The organism is Vibrio zhanjiangensis (genome assembly GCF_030161235.1).
In the GTDB taxonomy this organism is placed as follows: domain Bacteria; phylum Pseudomonadota; class Gammaproteobacteria; order Enterobacterales; family Vibrionaceae; genus Vibrio; species Vibrio zhanjiangensis.
In genome coordinates, this window is the sequence record NZ_BSPW01000077.1 from 98,519 (window position 1) to 117,800 (window position 19,282).

Consider the following 19,282-nt stretch of genomic DNA (forward strand, 5'->3'; position numbering starts at 1 on the left):
ACCTCTCCTGATGGCAAACTTAGATCAGGCTTTAGTCGAAAAGCGATAGCCTGCACCACGCACTGTTTGGACTAATCTATCGTGACCTGCCCCCTCAAGTGCTTTCCTTAAGCGGCGAATATGCACATCTACCGTGCGATCTTCAACATACACATTGGTGCCCCAAACATTGTTCAGTAACTGCTCACGGCTATATACTCGTTCTTGATGCGTCATAAAAAAATGCAGCATCTTGAACTCTGTCGGCCCCATTTCTAGAGGTTGGTCATTTGCGGTTACTCGATGAGACACTGGGTCAAGTCTCAATCCTTGCACATCAATGACATCTTCCAATGCCGTTGGTGTGACACGACGAATTACCGCTTTTAGGCGTGCAACCAACTCTTTAGGTGAAAATGGTTTAGTGATGTAATCATCTGCACCAACTTCTAAACCGCGAACTTTATCTTCCTCTTCACCACGAGCGGTAAGCATTACCACTGGGATATTACGAGTCAGCTCTTCGCGTTTCATGTGTTTGATAAAGTTAATTCCACTACCACCAGGCAACATCCAGTCTAGAAGAACCAAGTCAGGGAAAGGTTCTGCAAGCTTGGTTACTGCGCTGTCATAATCTTCCGCTTCAACCGCATTGTAACCTTTTTGTTCGAGGACAAAGCATAGCATTTCGCGAATTGGCGCTTCATCTTCAACAACAAGAATCCTTCTCGACATAATTGAATAACCTTTAAGTAAGTGAAATTTAATTGTGCATTGACCAAGGCATTATCACTATCAATTATGACACTTTTGTGACCATTGAAAACAAATTTTAATATAAGTTTCATCTTAATCATGAGCAGTTGCTATGGGACAAGCTCAGCAAAAGCCTTTATGATTGGCAGCCAAAGTTTAAGATCAACAGAGCCTAGGTATAGAGAAAGCATATGTGGTTTAAGAACTGTCTAGTTTACCGTTTTAATCGAGATATTAAATTCCAAGCAGATGAATTGGAAAAACAACTTGCTGAATTTCGTTTTACACCCTGTGGTAGTCAGGATAAACAGAAATTTGGTTGGGTGACAGCGCTGGGAAAACATGGAGATATGATGACCCATGTATCAGAAAATCGAATCCTGATCTGCGCAAAAAAAGAAGAGAAAATGCTACCCGCCTCTGTGATAAAAGACTCTCTCAGCGCCAAAGTAGAAGCGATCGAGACACAGGAAGGTAAACCTCTTAAGAAAAAGGAAAAAGATAATCTCAAGGAAGACATTATTATGGATTTGCTACCACGAGCGTTTAGCCGCAGTAGCCATACTTTTGTCCTTATTTTACCTAAAGAAGGCTTCATACTGGTCGATGCAAGCAGCTTCAAAAAAGCAGAAGAAGTATTGGCTCTGCTACGCAAAACCATGGGAAGTCTGCCGGTTGTTCCTGCCATTCCAGAAAAAGCATTAGCAACCACTCTCACTGAGTGGGTAAAAACGGGCAATACGCCAGTTGGCGTGGAAATGCTTGATGAAGCAGAATTGAAGTCCATTGCGGAAGAAGGCGGTGTCATTCGTTGCAAAAAACAGGAGCTCACCGCTGATGAAATTCGCAGCCATATTGAAGCAGACAAAGTCGTCACAAAACTCGCTCTATGGTGGCAAGAGCGTATAGAATTTCTTCTTGCTGAAGATGGCAGTATCAAACGTCTCAAGTTTTCAGATGAGCTAAAAGATCACAATGATGATATTCCAAGAGAAGATCAAGCCGCTCGATTCGACGCTGACTTCTCGCTAATGTGCGGTGAACTCAGCGCTTTTCTACCTAATTTATATGAATCTCTTGGTGGCTTGCCTCAAGCAAACGCATAAGCGTATCTCGGGTGTTTAGCTATAGGTAAGCACCCTCCTTAAATTACCCTACTCACCCCATGGACTTTTTCCTAGTCACAAGTCACGTTTTAGCGTAAAATTTTCGCCCCAATTCCACCAGGTGGAATTGACCTGACTTGAGATCAGACTAAGAGAATTAAACATGACAACTGAGAAAGTATTCATTCCCGAGTTACTGTCACCTGCTGGCAGCCTGAAAAACATGCGCTATGCGTTTGCTTATGGCGCAGATGCTGTATATGCAGGACAGCCACGTTATAGTCTTCGTGTACGTAACAATGAATTCAATCACGAAAATCTAAAAATAGGCATTGATGAGGCCCACGCCTTGGGTAAAAAGCTTTATGTGGTATGCAATATTCAACCCCATAACTCTAAACTCAAAACCTTTATTCGCGATCTTAAACCTGTTGTAGAGATGGGCCCTGACGCGCTTATTATGTCAGATCCTGGGTTGATCATGATGGTGCGTGAATCTTTTCCAGATATGCCAATTCACCTTTCAGTACAAGCCAATGCGGTAAACTGGGCAACCGTTAAATTCTGGGCAGCCAATGGCGTTGAGCGTGTGATTGTCTCACGTGAACTTTCATTGGAAGAAATTGAAGAGATTCGCCAGCATTGCCCTGAAACTGAGCTGGAAGTGTTTGTTCATGGTGCACTTTGCATGGCTTACTCTGGTCGATGTCTTCTTTCCGGCTATATGAATAAGCGAGATCCAAACCAAGGCACCTGTACCAATGCCTGTCGTTGGGAATACAAGGTCGAAAAAGGCAAAGAAAACGATGCCGGACAAATTGTAGAAGAGTTCGACCCAGCGCAAGCACAAACTATTGAGATTCAAAATGAAGCACCTCAAACCACGCTAGGTCTTGGCCAACCAACCGATGAAGTGGTACTTCTCTCAGAAAGCCACAAACCTGAAGAGAAAATGGCTGCGTTTGAAGACGAGCACGGCACCTATATCATGAACTCCAAAGATTTGCGTGCGGTTCAACACGTTGAGCGCCTTGCGAAAATGGGCGTACATTCGCTTAAAATTGAAGGCCGCACTAAATCTTTCTATTATTGCGCACGCACCGCTCAAGTCTATCGCAAAGCCATTGACGATGCTGTTGCTGGCAAACCATTTGATCAAAGCCTGATGGGAACCCTAGAGAGTCTGGCTCATCGCGGCTATACCGAAGGTTTCCTTCGCCGTCACACCCATGACACTTATCAGAACTATGATTACGGTTATTCCGTTTCTGATACTCAACAGTTTGTCGGAGAATTTACCGGAAAGCGTCGCGGCGACCTTGCTGAAGTTGAAGTGAAGAACAAGTTCATCTTGGGCGATAGCCTTGAGCTAATGACGCCTAAAGGCAATGTGGTTTTTACTCTTGAAGCAATGGAAAACCGCAAATCACAAGCTGTGGATGATGCCAAAGGCAATGGCCACTTTGTTTTTATCCCAGTACCACAGGATATGGACTTAGAATACGCCCTTTTGATGCGAAACCTCAGCAATGGTCAGGACACTCGTAACCCAACGGGTAAATAGTCATGGCACTCTTAATTACAGATAAATGTATTAACTGTGATATGTGCGATCCTGAGTGCCCCAATGGAGCCATCTCTATGGGAGACAGTATCTTTGAAATCGACCCAAATCTGTGCACTGAATGCAAGGGGCACTATGAAAAACCCACTTGTCAGTCAGTATGCCCGATCACAAAATGCATTATAACCGACCCAAATCATATCGAAACAGAAGAACAACTTCTGGAAAAGTTCGTCATTATCCAAGGGTTGGCTTAGGGCTATTTAAACAATAAGGTGCCACTCATGAGAGTGGCATTGTTTTCTAAATACTTTTCAACATTTTCTGGCACGGAGCTGGCATCACTTTACGCTTCTTTTTACCCTTTGTTTGTGATACTAGCGGCTTAGGTTGAGGTCGCCAACTGATTAGCTCAGCACCGCATCCATCCCCTTCAGGTGGTGCCGCTTGAGACTGGCACGCGTCACTTTCATAAGGACATTTAAGCCTGACATGCATATGATAATGATGTCCCCACCAAGGCCTAACTTTTCTTAACCACTCACGCTGTCCCAATGCTTCTTCAGCACACAACTTTTCCTTAATCACAGGATGCACAAAGATACGTTCCACTTGCGTATCATATGCGGCCATCTTAATCAGCTCAAAATGGCGAGCATCCCAATTTTCTTTTAGCATTCGATATTGTTTTATATTAACCACACTCATAGGAACAGGGTTTTGGAGCTGTTTATCTGACAGCCGTTCACGCGTGAGCCTAAGCCAGATATCAATGTCTAATCCTGTTTGATGGCTAGTATGTCCAGATGAAAAACGCCCTCCTTGGGGCAAAGACAAATCACCGACCAGTATATGCGTATTAAGATATTGCTCTGACATTTTGCCCAACCGCTGAACAAAACTCACTGCGCTAGGGTGGCCATAATATCTCTGGCGATGACTTCGCAACACCTGATAGCCTATTCCTTGAAGAGGAAGTGCGCTAGCGCCAGCCAAACAACCATTAGCATAACTTCCTATCGCTTGGGGTAAATGCTCTGATGGTGAACGAATTTGTTCCCAAGGACTGGCATTTAGCATACCCGCCACAAAGAATAACGCAGCGACAAGTAGTCTTTGCCAATGAACATACTCTGTCATCTCCTCTCCCTTCAAAATCACCCTATGTGCTTACCTTTAAGAGGGAATGGATTTAAAGACTCAACACATATTGGCTAGTAGTGATCCCCATTATCATAATAGGCACAAGCCTCAAGAGCCGTAAAGATAACCGCAACATCCACATCAGCATCCAGAATATCTCGGATATGCTGAGTAATCAGAGTAGCTACCGCATCCTGAGTCTCTTGCCCGCGATCAAACCACAACACCTCGACGAAAGGATAGGCTTGGCTTACTTGCCCTTCATGATAGAAAGTCGTGTTGACATATTCGAATGTAAAATCCTCTCTTGGGCAGTTCATATGAGGCTGCAAGGCATCAAGTAACGATTTAGATAAGACTTCAACAAGGCTCGGCTCAATAGCGCGAAAACGTAAGTGTGGCATCAATAATTTCCTACAATTTATTGCTTGATTAACATGGAACCCAGTTAATTGGAAATATCTCGATTATTTCCAGTTTAACCATTGAAAGAGATAAGAAAAAGCCGCTGAGAGTTCAGCGGCTTTGAGGCTATTGAGGCATTTCGTCAAACTCAGCACCTTCTTTTTCCACCTGAGGCGGCATAAGATGCTCTTTGGTAATTCCCAGTTTAAGAGCCAGTGCGGATGCAACGTAAATCGAAGAGTAAGTACCAACAGTAATACCCAGTAGTAGTGCCGTCGCAAAACCATGAATCATTGCTCCACCTTGAACAAATAGAGCAATAACAACAAACAAAGTGGTACCTGATGTGATAAGGGTACGACTCAATGTTTGCGTGATAGAGCTGTCCATCACTTCTGCAGGCTCACCTTTGCGCATCTTGCGGAAGTTTTCTCGAATGCGGTCAAAAACGACGATAGTATCGTTGAGGGAATAACCGACAACGGTCAGAAGCGCCGCTACGATAGTTAAATCAACTTCAATTTGCATTAAAGAGAACACGCCCAGTGTAATAATGACATCGTGTGCAAGTGCAAGCACAGCACCAGCAGCAAGGCGCCACTCAAACCGAACGGATACGTATATCAAGATACAAATCAAGGAAACGATAATGGCAAGCCCACCCGCTTCAGTGAGCTCGTCCCCGACATTCGGCCCCACAAACTCGATTCGGCGCATTTCAACGCTTTCACCCGTCCCTGCTTTGATTGCACTAATGATTTCATTACCGAGTGTCTCTCCCGCTACATTTTCACGAGGACGCAGACGAACCATCACATCACGAGAGCTACCAAAGTTCTGAACTGTTGCATCGCCAAAACCTTTATCCTCTAGAGCCGTACGAATTTGCTCTAAATTGGCGGGCTGCTCAAAGCCGACCTCAATCAGCGTGCCTCCAGTGAAGTCTAAACCCCAGTTCAACCACTTGGTAGATAGCGTGAATATTGATGCACCAATCATCAGTATTGATAAAAGGAAGGCGAATTTCGACCAACGCATAAAGTCGATCATTTTCTCTGCTTTTAGAATCTGAAACATAATCTTCCCCAGCCTTAGATCGACAATTTATTGATGCGCTTTCCGCCATACATCAAATTGACAACGCAGCGCGTTCCTATGATGGCAGTAAACATGGAGGTCAAAATACCAATCGAAAGCGTCACAGCAAAGCCTTTAATCGCCCCTGTACCAACGGCAAAAAGAATAATCGCCGTGATCAATGTCGTAATATTCGCATCCGCTATGGTGCTAAAGGCATTAGCATAACCTTGATGAATCGCTTGCTGTGGATTGCGACCATCACGAAGCTCTTCGCGTATCCGTTCAAAAATAAGAACGTTTGCATCCACCGCCATACCGACGGTCAGTACAATACCCGCAATGCCTGGCAGGGTCATGGTTGCCCCCGGAATCATAGACATTACACCTATGATAAGTACGAGGTTTATCATCAACGCCATGTTGGCAATCAAGCCAAACTTACGGTAGTAAAGTAAGGTGAACAGCATGACAGCGACCATACCCCAAATACACGCCATCACACCCATATCAATATTTTGCTGCCCCATTGAAGGGCCAATCGTCCGCTCTTCAACAATAGAAATTGGGGCAATAAGAGCTCCGGCACGAAGTAACAAGGCTAAATTATGTGCTTCTGCCGCCGTATCTATCCCCGTGATGCGGAAGTTGCGACCAAGTGCTGATTGAATTGTTGCTTGGTTAATCACCTCTTCATGCTTACTGAGAATGACTTTGCCTTCAGGAGTGCGTCGACCACTATCTTTATACTCAGCAAATACGGTCGCCATCAGCTTACCAATGTTCTTTTTAGAGAAAGCGGACATCTTACTGCCGCCTTCACTATCGAGTGAAATATTAACCTGAGGACGACCATATTCGTCAGCGCCAGAGCTTGCATCTGTGATGCTTGATCCACCCAAAATTACACGTTTTTTCAGGACAACAGGACGGCCATTTCTATCTTGTTTAATCTCACTGCCAGCAGGCGCTCTACCGCTCGCTGCCGCAGCCAGATCCGCTTGATCATCCACTTCACGAAACTCAAGCGTTGCCGTTGCACCGAGAATTTCCTTCGCTCGAGCAGTGTCCTGCACGCCAGGTAATTCGACCACAATACGGCTCGCACCTTGACGTTGAACTAAAGGTTCAGCAACCCCCAACTCATTAACTCGGTTACGTAAAATGGTAATGTTTTGCTCAACGGCATAGTTACGAATCTCAGCCAGACGCTGCTCGGTAAATGTTGCCGTTAATGTAAATCGACCATCTGCGTCTGAATCCAAAAACGTCATATCTGGATGGTTTTGGGTCAGTAAGCGTTTGGCATCAGCCAGTTGTTCACTGCTACGAAGTAAAACTTCCACAGAATCATTCTCTGTAGGACGAATTGCTCGATAACGAATCTTAGCTTCGCGCAGCTCACTACGAAATGCTTCTTCTTGTTGACCGACCAGCTTTTCCATTGCTGCATCCATGTCCACTTCCATCAAAAAGTGGACACCTCCACGAAGGTCAAGGCCCAATTTCATTGGCGCCGCACCAATGGCGTCAAGCCAATCAGGAGTCGCTGGAGCAAGGTTTAAAGCAACAATCTTGTCTTTACCTAGCGCTTCGCTAATGATGTCACGAGCGCTGAGCTGAGTATCAGTATCATTAAAACGAACAAGAATAGATCCATTTTCAAGAGCAATGGATTTTTGGGATAGGCCCTTTTGTTCAAGAGCTTGAGTGACAGAGTCCAGCGTTGACATATCGACAGAGGCGCCGCGCGCCCCTGTAATTTGAATAGCTGGATCTTCACCATAGATATTGGGAAGTGCGTATAAAGCAGCGATGGCAATGGTCAACACCACCATCAAATACTTCCATAATGGATAGCGGTTAAGCACAGCGAGGATCCTTTAGCTGTTTATAGGGATTTCAGCGTACCTTTTGGCAACACTGCTGTCACAAAATCTTTCTTAATAACGATTTCATTGTTGGCGTTAAGTTCAACAGAGATGTAGTCATTGTCTTCTGCAATCTTGGTAATTTTACCTACCAAGCCGCCACTGGTTAGCACTTCATCACCTTTCCCCATCGATGCCATTAAGCTCTTGTGTTCTTTAACGCGCTTTGCTTGCGGGCGGTAAATCATAAAATAAAAAATAACCGCGAACATGCCAAGCATGATCAGCATTTCGAAACCACCACCTGCGGGAGCGCCATCTGCGGCATAAGCTGGAGTAATAAACATTAAAACAGTCCTCTATTTTCTTTTGCTAAATATCGAAATTGGGCTTGTAAGTTAAGGTTTCAAGAGAAAATCCCACAATTAGCGAGCCTACTCTCAAAAATGACCCTTAATTTGCCTACTCATTCACAAAAGCCTTCAGCACAGTGCCAAAGGCCATTCATCATTACTGCGGTTTTGCCAAAGGTGGCACTTCTCGATCACGACGAGCATAAAACTCTTGGACAAACTCATCAAATCGGTCTTCATCGATCGCCTTGCGAATACTCTCCATCACACGCTGGTAGTAGCGTAGGTTATGGATGGTATTGAGTCGAGCGCCTAGAATTTCATTACAACGATCTAAGTGGTGCAAATACGCTTTCGAATAATTCTGACACGTGTAACAGTCACATTCAGGGTCCAAGGCCGTTGTATCCGTTTTGTGCTTAGCATTACGGATCTTAATCACTCCGCCAGTAACAAACAGATGACCATTCCGTGCATTACGTGTTGGCATGACACAATCGAACATATCGATACCACGGCGAACGCCTTCAACCAAATCTTCAGGCTTACCAACTCCCATTAGGTAGCGTGGTTTGTCTTCTGGAAGTTGTGGACAAGTGTGTTCGAGCACGCGGTGCATATCTTCCTTGGGTTCCCCAACCGCAAGTCCGCCAACTGCATAGCCATCAAAACCAATCTCAGTCAGACCTTTTACTGATATGTCACGTAAATCTTCATATACACCACCTTGAACAATACCAAAGAGACTGTTCGGATTTTCGAGTTTATCAAAGTGATCACGTGAACGCTGTGCCCAGCGCAAAGACATTTCCATCGATTGCTTGGCTTGATCATGTGTCGCTGGATAAGGGGTACATTCATCGAAGATCATCACAATATCTGAGCCAAGATCTTTCTGAATTTCCATAGACTTTTCAGCGTCCATGAAAATCTTGTCTCCATTGACGGGATTACGAAAATGAACACCTTGCTCAGTGATTTTACGAATATCACCCAAACTAAATACCTGAAAGCCTCCTGAATCTGTCAAGATAGGGCCTTGCCAGTTCATAAAGTCATGCAAATCACCGTGCATTTTCATGACGTCTTGGCCTGGACGAAGCCATAGATGGAAAGTATTGCCCAGTAGGATTTCTGCCCCTGTACCTTTGACTTCTTCAGGTGTCATCCCTTTCACTGTGCCATAAGTACCAACAGGCATAAATGCGGGGGTTTGGACAGTGCCACGCTCAAAGGTCAATTGACCTCGACGCGCCGTGCCGTCTTTCTTTTTCAGATCAAATTTTAATTTCACTAAGCCTCCAATTGTCAGAGATACAGTCTGACCAAAATTATAAGTGCTTACTCAATGACTTACTCCATTTTGAGTTTAACAACCAATTTGGCTGTTCACTCACGGCAAGCAAACACTGTCAAATTATTCTTTAACGCTCGAGCGTTCTCTTGTTAATAAACATCGAATCACCATAGGAGAAAAAACGATACTTTTTCTCAACCGCATGTCTATATGCGTTCATAGTATGTTCAAAACCAGCAAACGCGCTGACTAACATAATCAAGGTTGACTCTGGAAGATGAAAGTTAGTAATCAAACAATCAACCAATTGATATTCATAGCCAGGATAAATAAAGATTTCCGTATCGCCGAAAAAAGGAACCAGTTCACTCCCCTTTTTTATGGCATCTTGAGCTGCGCTTTCCAAAGAGCGAACCGATGTCGTTCCTACTGCGATGATTCTACCACCACGAGATTTGGTTTTGTGAATAGCATCGATGACTTGCTGGGGAACTTCAACATATTCAGCGTGCATGTGATGATCGTGAATATTATCGACCTTAACTGGCTGAAAAGTACCTGCACCAACATGAAGCGTAACATAAGCAAGCTCTGCGCCTTTATCTTGGATCTTTTTTAGCAAAGCATCATCAAAGTGCAGCCCTGCGGTTGGAGCAGCAACAGCACCTGGTTTTTGGTTGTACACCGTTTGATAACGTTCTTTATCCGAATCTTCGTCAGGCCGGTCAATATAGGGCGGTAAAGGCATATGACCAATGTGCTCTAGGATCGCCAACACGGTTTTATCTGAGTCAAACTGCAATTCAAATAAAGCATCGTGCCGAGCGACCATTTTGGCCGAATATTCATCATTTTCGCCAAGCCGAATGGTTGTGCCCGGTTTAGGGGATTTAGAGCAGCGAACATGAGCTAGGATGCGCTGATCGTCTAGCATCCTTTCAACTAAGACTTCTAATTTGCCGCCCGATTCTTTGCGACCAAACATACGAGCTGGAATGACGCGTGTATTGTTAAAAACAACTAAATCACCCGCTTGAATACGTTCTAGTACATCGGTAAATGTCCCATCACAAAGCTCTCCTGTATTACCATCTAACTGCAATAATCGGCTAGCGGTACGCTCTGGTTGAGGATAGCGAGCAATAAGCTCATCAGGTAAATCAAAGTGGAAATCGGATACTTGCATCTTACTAATCTTTTGTCGTGGTTGCTCTTATTGTGAACAAAGTCGAACTGGTTCTGTCACAAACAGACGACGAGTTTTTCGCAGCCGACTAGTATATGCTGGGTAGACTCAATAGCAAGGTTTCAGATGTGAATATTTGTCATCTCAGTTGATTTAATTGATAGCGGTAAAATTGCACTTATTCTCTGTACAAAATTTGCCACACTTGATTCACGAAGAGAAAACCAAAAACCTTGCTGGCTCTCATTCTCGAAAACAGAAAATGTCTATAGTAGAAAAGACAAAACCATAACTCAGGAGGCAGCCATGATAAAAGTCGAAGAGATGATGACTCGTAATCCCCATACTCTACTACGGTCACACCAGCTTTCAGATGCGAAACATACCATGGAAGCACTAGATATTCGCCACATCCCTATTGTTGATGCACATAAACAACTGCTGGGTGTGGTATCACAACGCGATGTGTTGGCTGCACAAGAATCTAGCCTACAAAACATACCCGAAAACCAAGCTTTTACACTCAGTACGCCACTTTATGAAGTCATGAAAACGGAAGTGATGACAGTGTCTCCACAGGCTGGCCTAAAAGAAAGCGCGCTCTACATGCAAAAGCACAAAGTAGGCTGTCTGCCAGTAGTAGAAAAAGGACAGCTTGTGGGCATTATTACTGACACTGACTTTGTGGCGATCGCAATTAACTTACTAGAATTACAAGAGGAAATAGAGCCGTTAGAACTTGACTAGACTCTTTATTCAACCAAATGCCGAGCAAACATGGCGTTGAGCTCGGCGATAGGGCTAGCTCTAAACACCCACGATGCCAACCAAAGCGGACAATCCCATCCAAAACATATTTGTCTCAAAGTATAAATCCTGAAATATTCTCAATATCAATTACACTCTAAGAATACGAGTGAGACGCTTGTTCTCACTATGTGCTGATTGCTTTTTGTTAATTGTTCATCACTACTCACTAGCGTAGGTGCGACTATGAGTCTTAAAAAACTGCTTTCAATCGGATTTGGGGCCGTCATTGGCCTCATCATAATAATGTCTATTATCAGTTCATTACGCTTTCATCAGTCTGCGGATGGCTTCAACCAATATCGTTCATTAGCGCTTACCAGTCTCTCGACAGGAAGAATCCAAGCGAACATATTGGAAGCGCGTCTAGCTGCGTTAAAGTTTATAAGAACGCACGATGAACAAAATGCCAGTCAGCTGCATAAACGAATTGAAACAACCAAAGCGTTAATAGAAGAAGAGCTCAAAAGAAGCGCCAACCACGAACAGAAGTCAAACTTTGTTTCGATGAAAGAGCAAATGATTCAATATGAGCAAGGTTTTGACAAAGTAGTACAGTTAGTCAAACAGAGAAATCAATTAGTCAAAGAAAAACTGGACCCCTCAGGTCTCTCAATGCGACAGGCAGTAACGACGTTGATGGGTCAGGCTGCACAAAATGAAGATTTAGAAGTCGTGGTGTCTTCGGGTAACCTCCAAGAACATTTAATGCTCGCTCGTCTTTATGCATCAAAATTTTTAACCGCGAACAATCAAGAAGATGCTCAGCGAACACAAAAAGAATTCCAGCAAATGGAAAAACTGGCCAGCATGCTTGAAGATCAGATTATAACAACCCCACAATTAGAATCTCTCAAACAATTTCAACAGACATTCGCCGTTTATAAAACCACGTTCTCGCAAGTGGTACAAACCATTGAGCAGCGCAACACCGTTATTGCTGGAACACTTGATGTCATCGGCGCATCCGCAGCTTCATCAATTGAAGACATAAAACTAAAAACCAAAGCTCATCAAGATACCATTGGGCCACTTATGGTCGAAAGATTTACTAACACTCAATTTATGATTGGCGTGGTATCCGTATTAGTTGTTGCTCTGTCGCTCGCTGCAGCAATGGCCATTTACCGCAACGTGCTACGAATCGTTGGAGGCGAGCCTAGTGATATCCAAGCCATTGTCGAGCAGGTAGCGCTTGGTAAACTGGCAACTGATAGAGCGTCCACAGGAAACGAAACCGGCATTTATGCCAATATTATAAAAATGTGTCATGAGCTCACGAGAATTATTAATGAACTCCACCAAACCTCCGATTCTGTTTCATCCGCTTCTGACGAACTCACTAGTGTCATGAAAGAAACTGAGCGCAACGCTGATCAAGAATTTCATCAGGTCGAACAAATCGCTACAGCGATCAACGAATTATCCAGTACCGCAAGTGAAGTCAGCCATAATGCATCCAGTGCTGAAACAGCAGCTAGCGATGCCAATTCCAATGTGGTTGAAGGCCAGCGTCTATTAGCGGCTTCAGATGAAGTGGCGACAAAAGTTGATAAATCCATTGAAGAAACGTCGGGAATTGTCCAGCAGCTTCAAGACTATTCTGTTGAAATAGGCAGTGTTATTGAAGTGATCAATTCTATCTCAGAGCAAACCAACTTACTGGCGTTAAATGCCGCCATTGAAGCTGCCCGAGCAGGAGAGCAAGGACGAGGGTTTGCTGTTGTGGCTGACGAGGTCCGCTCTTTGGCCGCAAAAACCCAAAAATCGACGGTTGATATCCAGGAAATCATTTCTCGACTTCAAGCACAGGCGAAAGATGCCAATCAATACATGAAATCTAATCTGACGCTAGCAGAGGAATCACGCAATTATAGTCACAATTTACGCTCCGCTTTTACGGCAATTACCGACTCAGTTCGCCAAATTTCCGATCTAAACACGCAAGTTGCCTCAGCATCAAGTGAGCAGTCGAATGTCACCCAAGAGATTTCAAAAAATGTCTCTCAAGCATTTGATCTTGTGAACCTTAACGTGTCTGCTATCAAAGAAAGTAACAAAGCCAGTCTTGAGCTATCCAGTTTAGCGTCAAGGCAAAAAGAAGCGCTGAGTTTCTTTAAGATGTAGTATTGGGTATATGTAAAAAGAGCGACTTAGGTCGCTCTTTTTATTGCGATGACCAGTAAGACGTTTAGAACTGTTTTTCTTCTGTCGACCCAGTTAAGGCTGTCACTGATGACTCGCCACCTTGGATAATGTTGGTCATCTTATCAAAATAGCCGGTACCGACTTCTTGCTGGTGCGCGACAAAAGTATAGCCCTTTTCCGCAGCGTTAAATTCAGGACGCTGAACTTTCTCAACATAGTGGCGCATTCCCTCCCCCTGCGCGTAATCATGCGCGAGTTCAAACATGTTAAACCACATATTGTGAATGCCAGCCAAGGTAATAAACTGATATTTATACCCCATGTCCGATAACTCTTGCTGGAATTTAGCAATGGTTTCAGCATCGAGGTTTTTCTCCCAATTGAACGAAGGAGAGCAATTATAGGCAAGCAGCTGCTCTGGATACTGAGCATGAATCGCTTTGGCGAACTTACGCGCTTCTTCTAAACAAGGCGTCGCAGTTTCGCACCAGATAAGATCCGCATATGGCGCATAAGCAAGACCTCTTGAGATAGCTTGGTCAATCCCCGCCCGTACACGATAAAAGCCTTCTTGAGTGCGTTCGCCCTGAATAAAGTCTTTATCATAAGGATCACAGTCTGAAGTCAAAAGATCCGCCGCATTCGCATCAGTGCGAGCAATAACTAAGGTTCTTGTTCCCGCGACATCGGCCGCCAAACGCGCAGCCACAAGCTTTTGCACGGCTTCTTGAGTCGGAACCAAAACTTTACCACCCATGTGGCCGCATTTTTTCACCGAAGCAAGTTGGTCCTCAAAATGTACCCCCGAAGCGCCCGCTTCTATCATCGACTTCATCAATTCATACGCATTCAGTACGCCACCAAAACCCGCTTCAGCATCCGCAACGATTGGTAGGAAATAATCAATTCCACCTTCATCTGTCGGTGATTTTCCATTTGACCATTGAATTTGGTCCGCACGGCGAAACGAATTGTTGATTCTTTTGACGACGGATGGCACAGAATCAACTGGGTATAAGGATTGATCTGGATACATAGTCGATGCGGTATTATTATCCGCCGCAACCTGCCACCCAGAGAGATAAATCGCCTCAATACCCGCTTTCGCTTGTTGAACCGCTTGCCCTCCAGTTAGTGCGCCAAGGCAGTTTACATACCCTTTCTTGGCACCACCATTGACTAAAGACCAAAGCTTGTCTGCTCCGCGCTGAGCTAGGGTATTTTCAGGCACCATAGAACCACGCAAAGTGACCACCTCTTCTGCACTATACGGGCGTTTGACATTTTTCCAACGCGGATTCGTTGCCCAGTCTTTTTCAATTGCCTCAATTTGTTGGCGGCGAGTTAAGTTTGTCATCGCTATTTCCTTCTATTGATGATCCAAATGGCGGTTGTTATACCAGCGGTACTTCCTTTTCCGCTGTTTATTATCGATGTTATTGACGTTGTTAGTAACTAATCTAGATAGTCATAGCCAGGTATGGTGAGAAAATCGCTAAGCGCTTCACTCGTCGTGAGCTTGGCCATCAAATCCGCCGCCTCTTCGAAACGACCAGATTGATAACGCTCATCACCAATCTCTGCTCTCACTACCGTAATCTCTTCATTTAGGTACTGTTCAAAGAGCGCTTTAGTCACAATTTTTCCGTTATCTAGGGTTTTGCCATGTTTGATCCACTGCCAAATGGATGCTCTTGAGATCTCGGCTGTCGCAGCATCTTCCATTAGGCCATAAATCGGCACACACCCATTACCTGAAATCCAAGCTTCAATGTATTGCAGCGCAACTCTAATATTGTGCCTCATCCCTTGCTCGGTTCGTTCACCATCACAAGGCTCCAGTAAATCTTGAGCTAAGGTAGGTGCGTCATCTTCACGAGTAACATCCAGTTGGTTGGTTCGCTCTGCCAATACATGGCTAAAGACCCTCATTGCCGTTTCAGCCAAACCAGGATGTGCGACCCAAGTACCGTCATGGCCATTTTGCGCTTCAAGTGATTTGTCGGTTTGGATTTTATTGAGTACTTGTTGATTTTGCTCTGGTTCCTTTACTGGAATAAACGCCGCCATTCCTCCCATTGCAAACGCACCGCGTCGATGGCAGGTTCGGATCAATAAACGAGAGTAAGCATTGAGAAAAGGCTGATCCATAGTGACGCTTTGCCTATCAGGCAAGATACGATCAGGGTGATTTTTTAATGTCTTGATATAGCTAAAAATGTAGTCCCAGCGGCCACAATTAAGGCCAACAATATGCTCCTTAAGCGCATACAAAATTTCATCCATCACAAATACTGCTGGGATGGTTTCAATCAAAACCGTCGCTTTTATCGTGCCTGTATCTAAGCCATAGTGCTGCTCGGTGAAGTGGAATATTTGACTCCACCACTGGGCTTCTTGGTAGGATTGAAGCTTAGGCAAATAGAAATAAGGACCGCTGCCTTTTCTCATAAGACTCTGATAGTTATTATGAAAATAAAGCGCAAAGTCAAACAAAGCTCCTGGAATAGGCTGACCATCAAAAAGTACATGTTTCTCTTTAAGGTGTAACCCTCTCACTCGACAAATGAGTACAGCAGGATCATCAACTAGCTGATAATACTTACCCGTTTTCGGGTCATGGTACGATATAGTACCGTTAACCGCATCACGCAAGTTTATTTGACCATCCAACAATTGCACCCAATCTGGTGACATAGAATCTTCAAAGTCAGCCATAAACACTTTTACATTGGCATTCAACGCATTTATGACCATTTTTCGATCGGTTGGTCCGGTAATTTCAACGCGGCGATCCATAAGATCACTCGGAATACCACTTATCTTCCAGTCATTTTCTCGAATATCTTGAGTACTAAAGTCAAAGTCAGGTAAGGCACCTGCATCAATGCGTGCCTGATATTTTTCCCGTTCCAGCAGTAGAGCATGGTTCTGGTCGACAAAGTTCCCGCACAGCAGAGCCAGTAGATGTTGACATTCATCAGAGAAGATAGCTTGATGTTGTTGTGAAAGGTGAGCCGTCACTTCTAATCTACTTTTATTCACATTATTTTCCTGTAAGTGGTGACAGCCTTCTTTTGAAGCTGATGTTTTAAAAAGCATTTCCCTTACCTTCTCTAGGCTCATAATTAAAACCAAACACCAACGACTCAGCTTACAATGCGAGTTACATATGTAACTATCAGACAACAAAGTGTCCTTTTGTTGTTATGTTATATTTGGTCCTAAATTTGTTGTGCATAAGGTTATGACATTTACCGAAAATATAATCACACACCCTATTAACTCTAGTTAAACTATAACATCAAAGCTCAAATAAAAAGCCCTCACACTACGGAAAATCAAAATTCAACATTTTATTCTTTTACACGTAACACATTGATTAACTGACCAGTTAGTATGTTAATTACGTAATTTAATTTCAAAAAGGCTCACGAAAGTATTTTGTTTAAAACAAATGTTTGAGAAGAATGGATAGAAGGTCAACGTGCATGAATACAATTAAGTTGTTTTAGCGGGATGGAGTTAAACAGATAACACAAATCCGGATGTAAAATTCACATTGTCAACTTTCACAATTTAATGAAACCTTCATTAAATATATGTTGTGAAATTTTACAAAATAAAGTTTACCATCAGAACAAAAGTCCAAAAAGATAACGAAAAGCAGTTAATAAAAACAGTCCACTTGGGAAAATACACGATAACAAATGCTTTTAAAGCAGCTCTGATACCACTTGTGCTAGATGGTTAAAGGTATTGACTCTTGAAGAACTGGGTCGCCACACTAAGCCTATATGTCGATGAGCTTGCTGCTCTGGGGGATCAATAACAACCAGATTTTGATTGTCAATCAGTCCGTGATCAATCGCCATTTGAGGAATAAAGGTAACGCCCATACCATTCGCCACCATTTGTACCAAGGTATGCAGACTTGTTGCCGAGAATGGATTGATTTTTTCTTTACTTGTTAGCTGGCAAGCTGACACCGCATGTTCAGTCAAACAATGCTCTTTTTCAAGCAGAAAAACGAACTCATCAGGTAGCTCATCGTACTTGATTGGTGTTCGTATTGTATTTGCTTGATGGCGACTAATGATCATTTTAAATGGATCTTTGCCGACAATTTTACTTTCCATCCCATCAATATCAACGGGCAGGGCAAGGATGAGTACGTCCAACTCTCCATGACGCAACGCCGCAAGTAAATTCTGGGTTGTATCTTCTCGAAGAAGTAAGTTAAGCATGGGAAAACGCTGATTAACTTCTTGAACCAAGTCACATAGCAAAAATGGCGCAATCGTTGGAATGCAACCAAGTCTTAGTTTCCCTTGCATATCATCAGCTTGACAAAGTCGGCCTAATTCAACCAAGTCCTGCCCTTTGGCAAGCAGCTCACGACCTTGCTTGACGACTTGCTCACCCGTCAGGGTAAACACAAGCGGGCTTTTCTTGTCTTTTTTTTCATAGAGCGGGCAGCCAATCAAGTCTTCAATATTTTGAATACCTTTGCTCAAGGTCGATTGACTGACAAAACATTTTTTCGCAGCCTCGCTAAAATGACGAGTTTCATGCAAGGTGATCAGGTAATGTAATTGTTTGAGATTCGGCCACTTAATCATGATTGTATTTTTAAAACATCGCTATCTAGTGATCAAAGCAGAGATTTTAACCTATCGCTTTTTTCGATTAACTTAATCTATTTATTTCGCTTTTTTCAATACTACAATCTGTACTATAGTTTGTCTCGCACAAACACAGACCAAACCAAAATTACTCAACATGGTTTGGAACTAACCATACTTTTTAGGAGCAAAAAAATGGTACTAGTAGGTCGTCAAGCCCCTGATTTTACTGCGGCAGCTGTTCTAGGTAACGGTGAAATCGTTGACAACTTCAACTTTGCAGAATTCACTAAAGGTAAGAAAGCGGTGGTTTTCTTCTACCCACTAGATTTCACGTTCGTTTGCCCATCAGAACTTATTGCATTCGATAACCGTCTCGGTGATTTCAAAGAAAAAGGTGTTGAGGTAATCGGTGTATCTATCGATTCTCAGTTCTCACACAACGCATGGCGTAACACGGCTATCGAAAATGGCGGTATCGGTGAAGTAAAATACCCTCTTGTTGCCGATGTTAAGCACGAAATCTGCAAAGCTTACGACGTTGAGCACCCAGAAGCAGGCGTTGCATTCCGTGGTTCTTTCCTAATTGACGAAGAAGGCGTGGTACGCCACCAAGTCGTTAACGATCTACCACTTGGTCGTAATATCGATGAGATGCTACGTATGGTTGATGCTCTAAACTTCCACCAAAAGCATGGCGAAGTATGCCCAGCACAATGGGAAGAAGGTAAAGCGGGCATGGATGCTTCTCCTAAAGGTGTAGCGGCATTCTTATCTGAGCACGCAAGCGACCTAAGCAAGTAATAAATGCTTCTTTCACAACTTGGTGCATAAATACCTGTTGGTATAAGGAACCATTTTTTAAAGGGCCCAAACAGCGTTTGGGCCCTTATTATTTTTGTTTCTGTCCAATATTCGTTCGTCAATCAGTGTAGACAAAAAGACAACATATCGATAAAAAGACA

The 19,282-nt window shown here is 43.6% G+C and carries 17 protein-coding genes; 6 read left to right on the forward strand and 11 right to left on the reverse strand.

Translation table 11 applies throughout. The features are described from left to right. Window positions 1–24: 24 nt before the first annotated feature. Complete coding sequence (gene phoB, locus QQK21_RS16825) at window positions 25–714, reverse strand: phosphate regulon transcriptional regulator PhoB (protein ID WP_284193345.1); 690 nt, start codon at window positions 712–714, stop codon at window positions 25–27. 212 nt (window positions 715–926) lie between these two features. Between phoB and rdgC the strand changes: the two genes are divergently transcribed. The 3 genes from rdgC to QQK21_RS16840 all read left to right on the forward strand — a co-directional run bounded on the left by rdgC (window position 927) and on the right by QQK21_RS16840 (window position 3,662). Continuing rightward, on the forward strand, window positions 927–1,841 hold the full coding sequence (gene rdgC, locus QQK21_RS16830; RefSeq protein WP_284193346.1) for a recombination-associated protein RdgC: 915 nt from the start codon (window positions 927–929) through the stop codon (window positions 1,839–1,841). A 163-nt stretch (window positions 1,842–2,004) separates the two neighbouring features. After that, window positions 2,005–3,405, forward strand: coding sequence for a prephenate-dependent tRNA uridine(34) hydroxylase TrhP (gene trhP, locus QQK21_RS16835; protein WP_284193347.1), 1,401 nt, complete (start codon window positions 2,005–2,007; stop codon window positions 3,403–3,405). 2 nt (window positions 3,406–3,407) lie between these two features. After that, a complete protein-coding gene (locus QQK21_RS16840) occupies window positions 3,408–3,662 on the forward strand; it encodes a YfhL family 4Fe-4S dicluster ferredoxin (RefSeq protein ID WP_284193348.1) in 255 nt (84 codons plus the stop codon). A gap of 46 nt (window positions 3,663–3,708) precedes the next feature. On the opposite strand, the gene mepA is transcribed toward QQK21_RS16840, so the two are convergent. The 7 genes from mepA to queA form a co-directional block, all read right to left on the reverse strand. Next, on the reverse strand, window positions 3,709–4,545 hold the full coding sequence (mepA, locus tag QQK21_RS16845; protein WP_431313134.1) for a penicillin-insensitive murein endopeptidase: 837 nt from the start codon (window positions 4,543–4,545) through the stop codon (window positions 3,709–3,711). Between the two features lie 74 nt (window positions 4,546–4,619). Then, the gene (locus QQK21_RS16850) at window positions 4,620–4,952 is read right to left on the reverse strand and encodes a DUF1904 domain-containing protein (RefSeq protein WP_284193349.1); all 333 of its coding nucleotides are present in this window, start codon (window positions 4,950–4,952) and stop codon (window positions 4,620–4,622) included. Between the two features lie 127 nt (window positions 4,953–5,079). Beyond that, entirely contained in the window at window positions 5,080–6,030 is a 951-nt protein-coding gene (secF, locus tag QQK21_RS16855) for a protein translocase subunit SecF (RefSeq protein ID WP_284193350.1), read from the reverse strand. 14 nt (window positions 6,031–6,044) lie between these two features. Further along, entirely contained in the window at window positions 6,045–7,901 is a 1,857-nt protein-coding gene (secD, locus tag QQK21_RS16860) for a protein translocase subunit SecD (RefSeq protein WP_284193351.1), read from the reverse strand. Between the two features lie 20 nt (window positions 7,902–7,921). After that, on the reverse strand, window positions 7,922–8,248 hold the full coding sequence (gene yajC / locus QQK21_RS16865; RefSeq protein ID WP_284193352.1) for a preprotein translocase subunit YajC: 327 nt from the start codon (window positions 8,246–8,248) through the stop codon (window positions 7,922–7,924). A 163-nt stretch (window positions 8,249–8,411) separates the two neighbouring features. After that, complete coding sequence (gene tgt, locus QQK21_RS16870; RefSeq protein WP_284193353.1) at window positions 8,412–9,548, reverse strand: tRNA guanosine(34) transglycosylase Tgt; 1,137 nt, start codon at window positions 9,546–9,548, stop codon at window positions 8,412–8,414. Between the two features lie 130 nt (window positions 9,549–9,678). Further along, window positions 9,679–10,737: a tRNA preQ1(34) S-adenosylmethionine ribosyltransferase-isomerase QueA gene (gene queA, locus QQK21_RS16875; protein ID WP_284193354.1), complete on the reverse strand. Its 1,059-nt coding sequence runs from the start codon at window positions 10,735–10,737 to the stop codon at window positions 9,679–9,681. 306 nt (window positions 10,738–11,043) lie between these two features. Here queA and QQK21_RS16880 point away from each other — a divergent pair, with 306 nt between their 5' ends. Both QQK21_RS16880 and QQK21_RS16885 read left to right on the forward strand, forming a co-directional pair. Next, window positions 11,044–11,484 (forward strand): CBS domain-containing protein, encoded by a 441-nt coding sequence (locus QQK21_RS16880; RefSeq protein WP_284193355.1) that lies wholly within the window; start codon window positions 11,044–11,046, stop codon window positions 11,482–11,484. Between the two features lie 246 nt (window positions 11,485–11,730). Beyond that, entirely contained in the window at window positions 11,731–13,671 is a 1,941-nt protein-coding gene (locus QQK21_RS16885; RefSeq protein WP_284193356.1) for a methyl-accepting chemotaxis protein, read from the forward strand. Between the two features lie 64 nt (window positions 13,672–13,735). Here QQK21_RS16885 and aceA read toward each other — a convergent pair whose 3' ends face one another. The 3 genes from aceA to QQK21_RS16900 all read right to left on the reverse strand — a co-directional run bounded on the left by aceA (window position 13,736) and on the right by QQK21_RS16900 (window position 18,314). Then, a complete protein-coding gene (aceA, locus tag QQK21_RS16890) occupies window positions 13,736–15,049 on the reverse strand; it encodes an isocitrate lyase (RefSeq protein WP_284193357.1) in 1,314 nt (437 codons plus the stop codon). Window positions 15,050–15,147: 98 nt separating this feature from the next. Next, on the reverse strand, window positions 15,148–16,737 hold the full coding sequence (gene aceB, locus QQK21_RS16895) for a malate synthase A (protein ID WP_284193358.1): 1,590 nt from the start codon (window positions 16,735–16,737) through the stop codon (window positions 15,148–15,150). Window positions 16,738–17,408: 671 nt separating this feature from the next. Next, the gene (locus QQK21_RS16900) at window positions 17,409–18,314 is read right to left on the reverse strand and encodes a hydrogen peroxide-inducible genes activator (RefSeq protein WP_284193359.1); all 906 of its coding nucleotides are present in this window, start codon (window positions 18,312–18,314) and stop codon (window positions 17,409–17,411) included. Between the two features lie 198 nt (window positions 18,315–18,512). Here QQK21_RS16900 and QQK21_RS16905 point away from each other — a divergent pair, with 198 nt between their 5' ends. Beyond that, window positions 18,513–19,121, forward strand: a complete 609-nt coding sequence (locus QQK21_RS16905) for a peroxiredoxin (RefSeq protein ID WP_284193360.1) — start codon at window positions 18,513–18,515, stop codon at window positions 19,119–19,121. The last annotated feature ends 161 nt before the right edge of the window (window positions 19,122–19,282 follow it).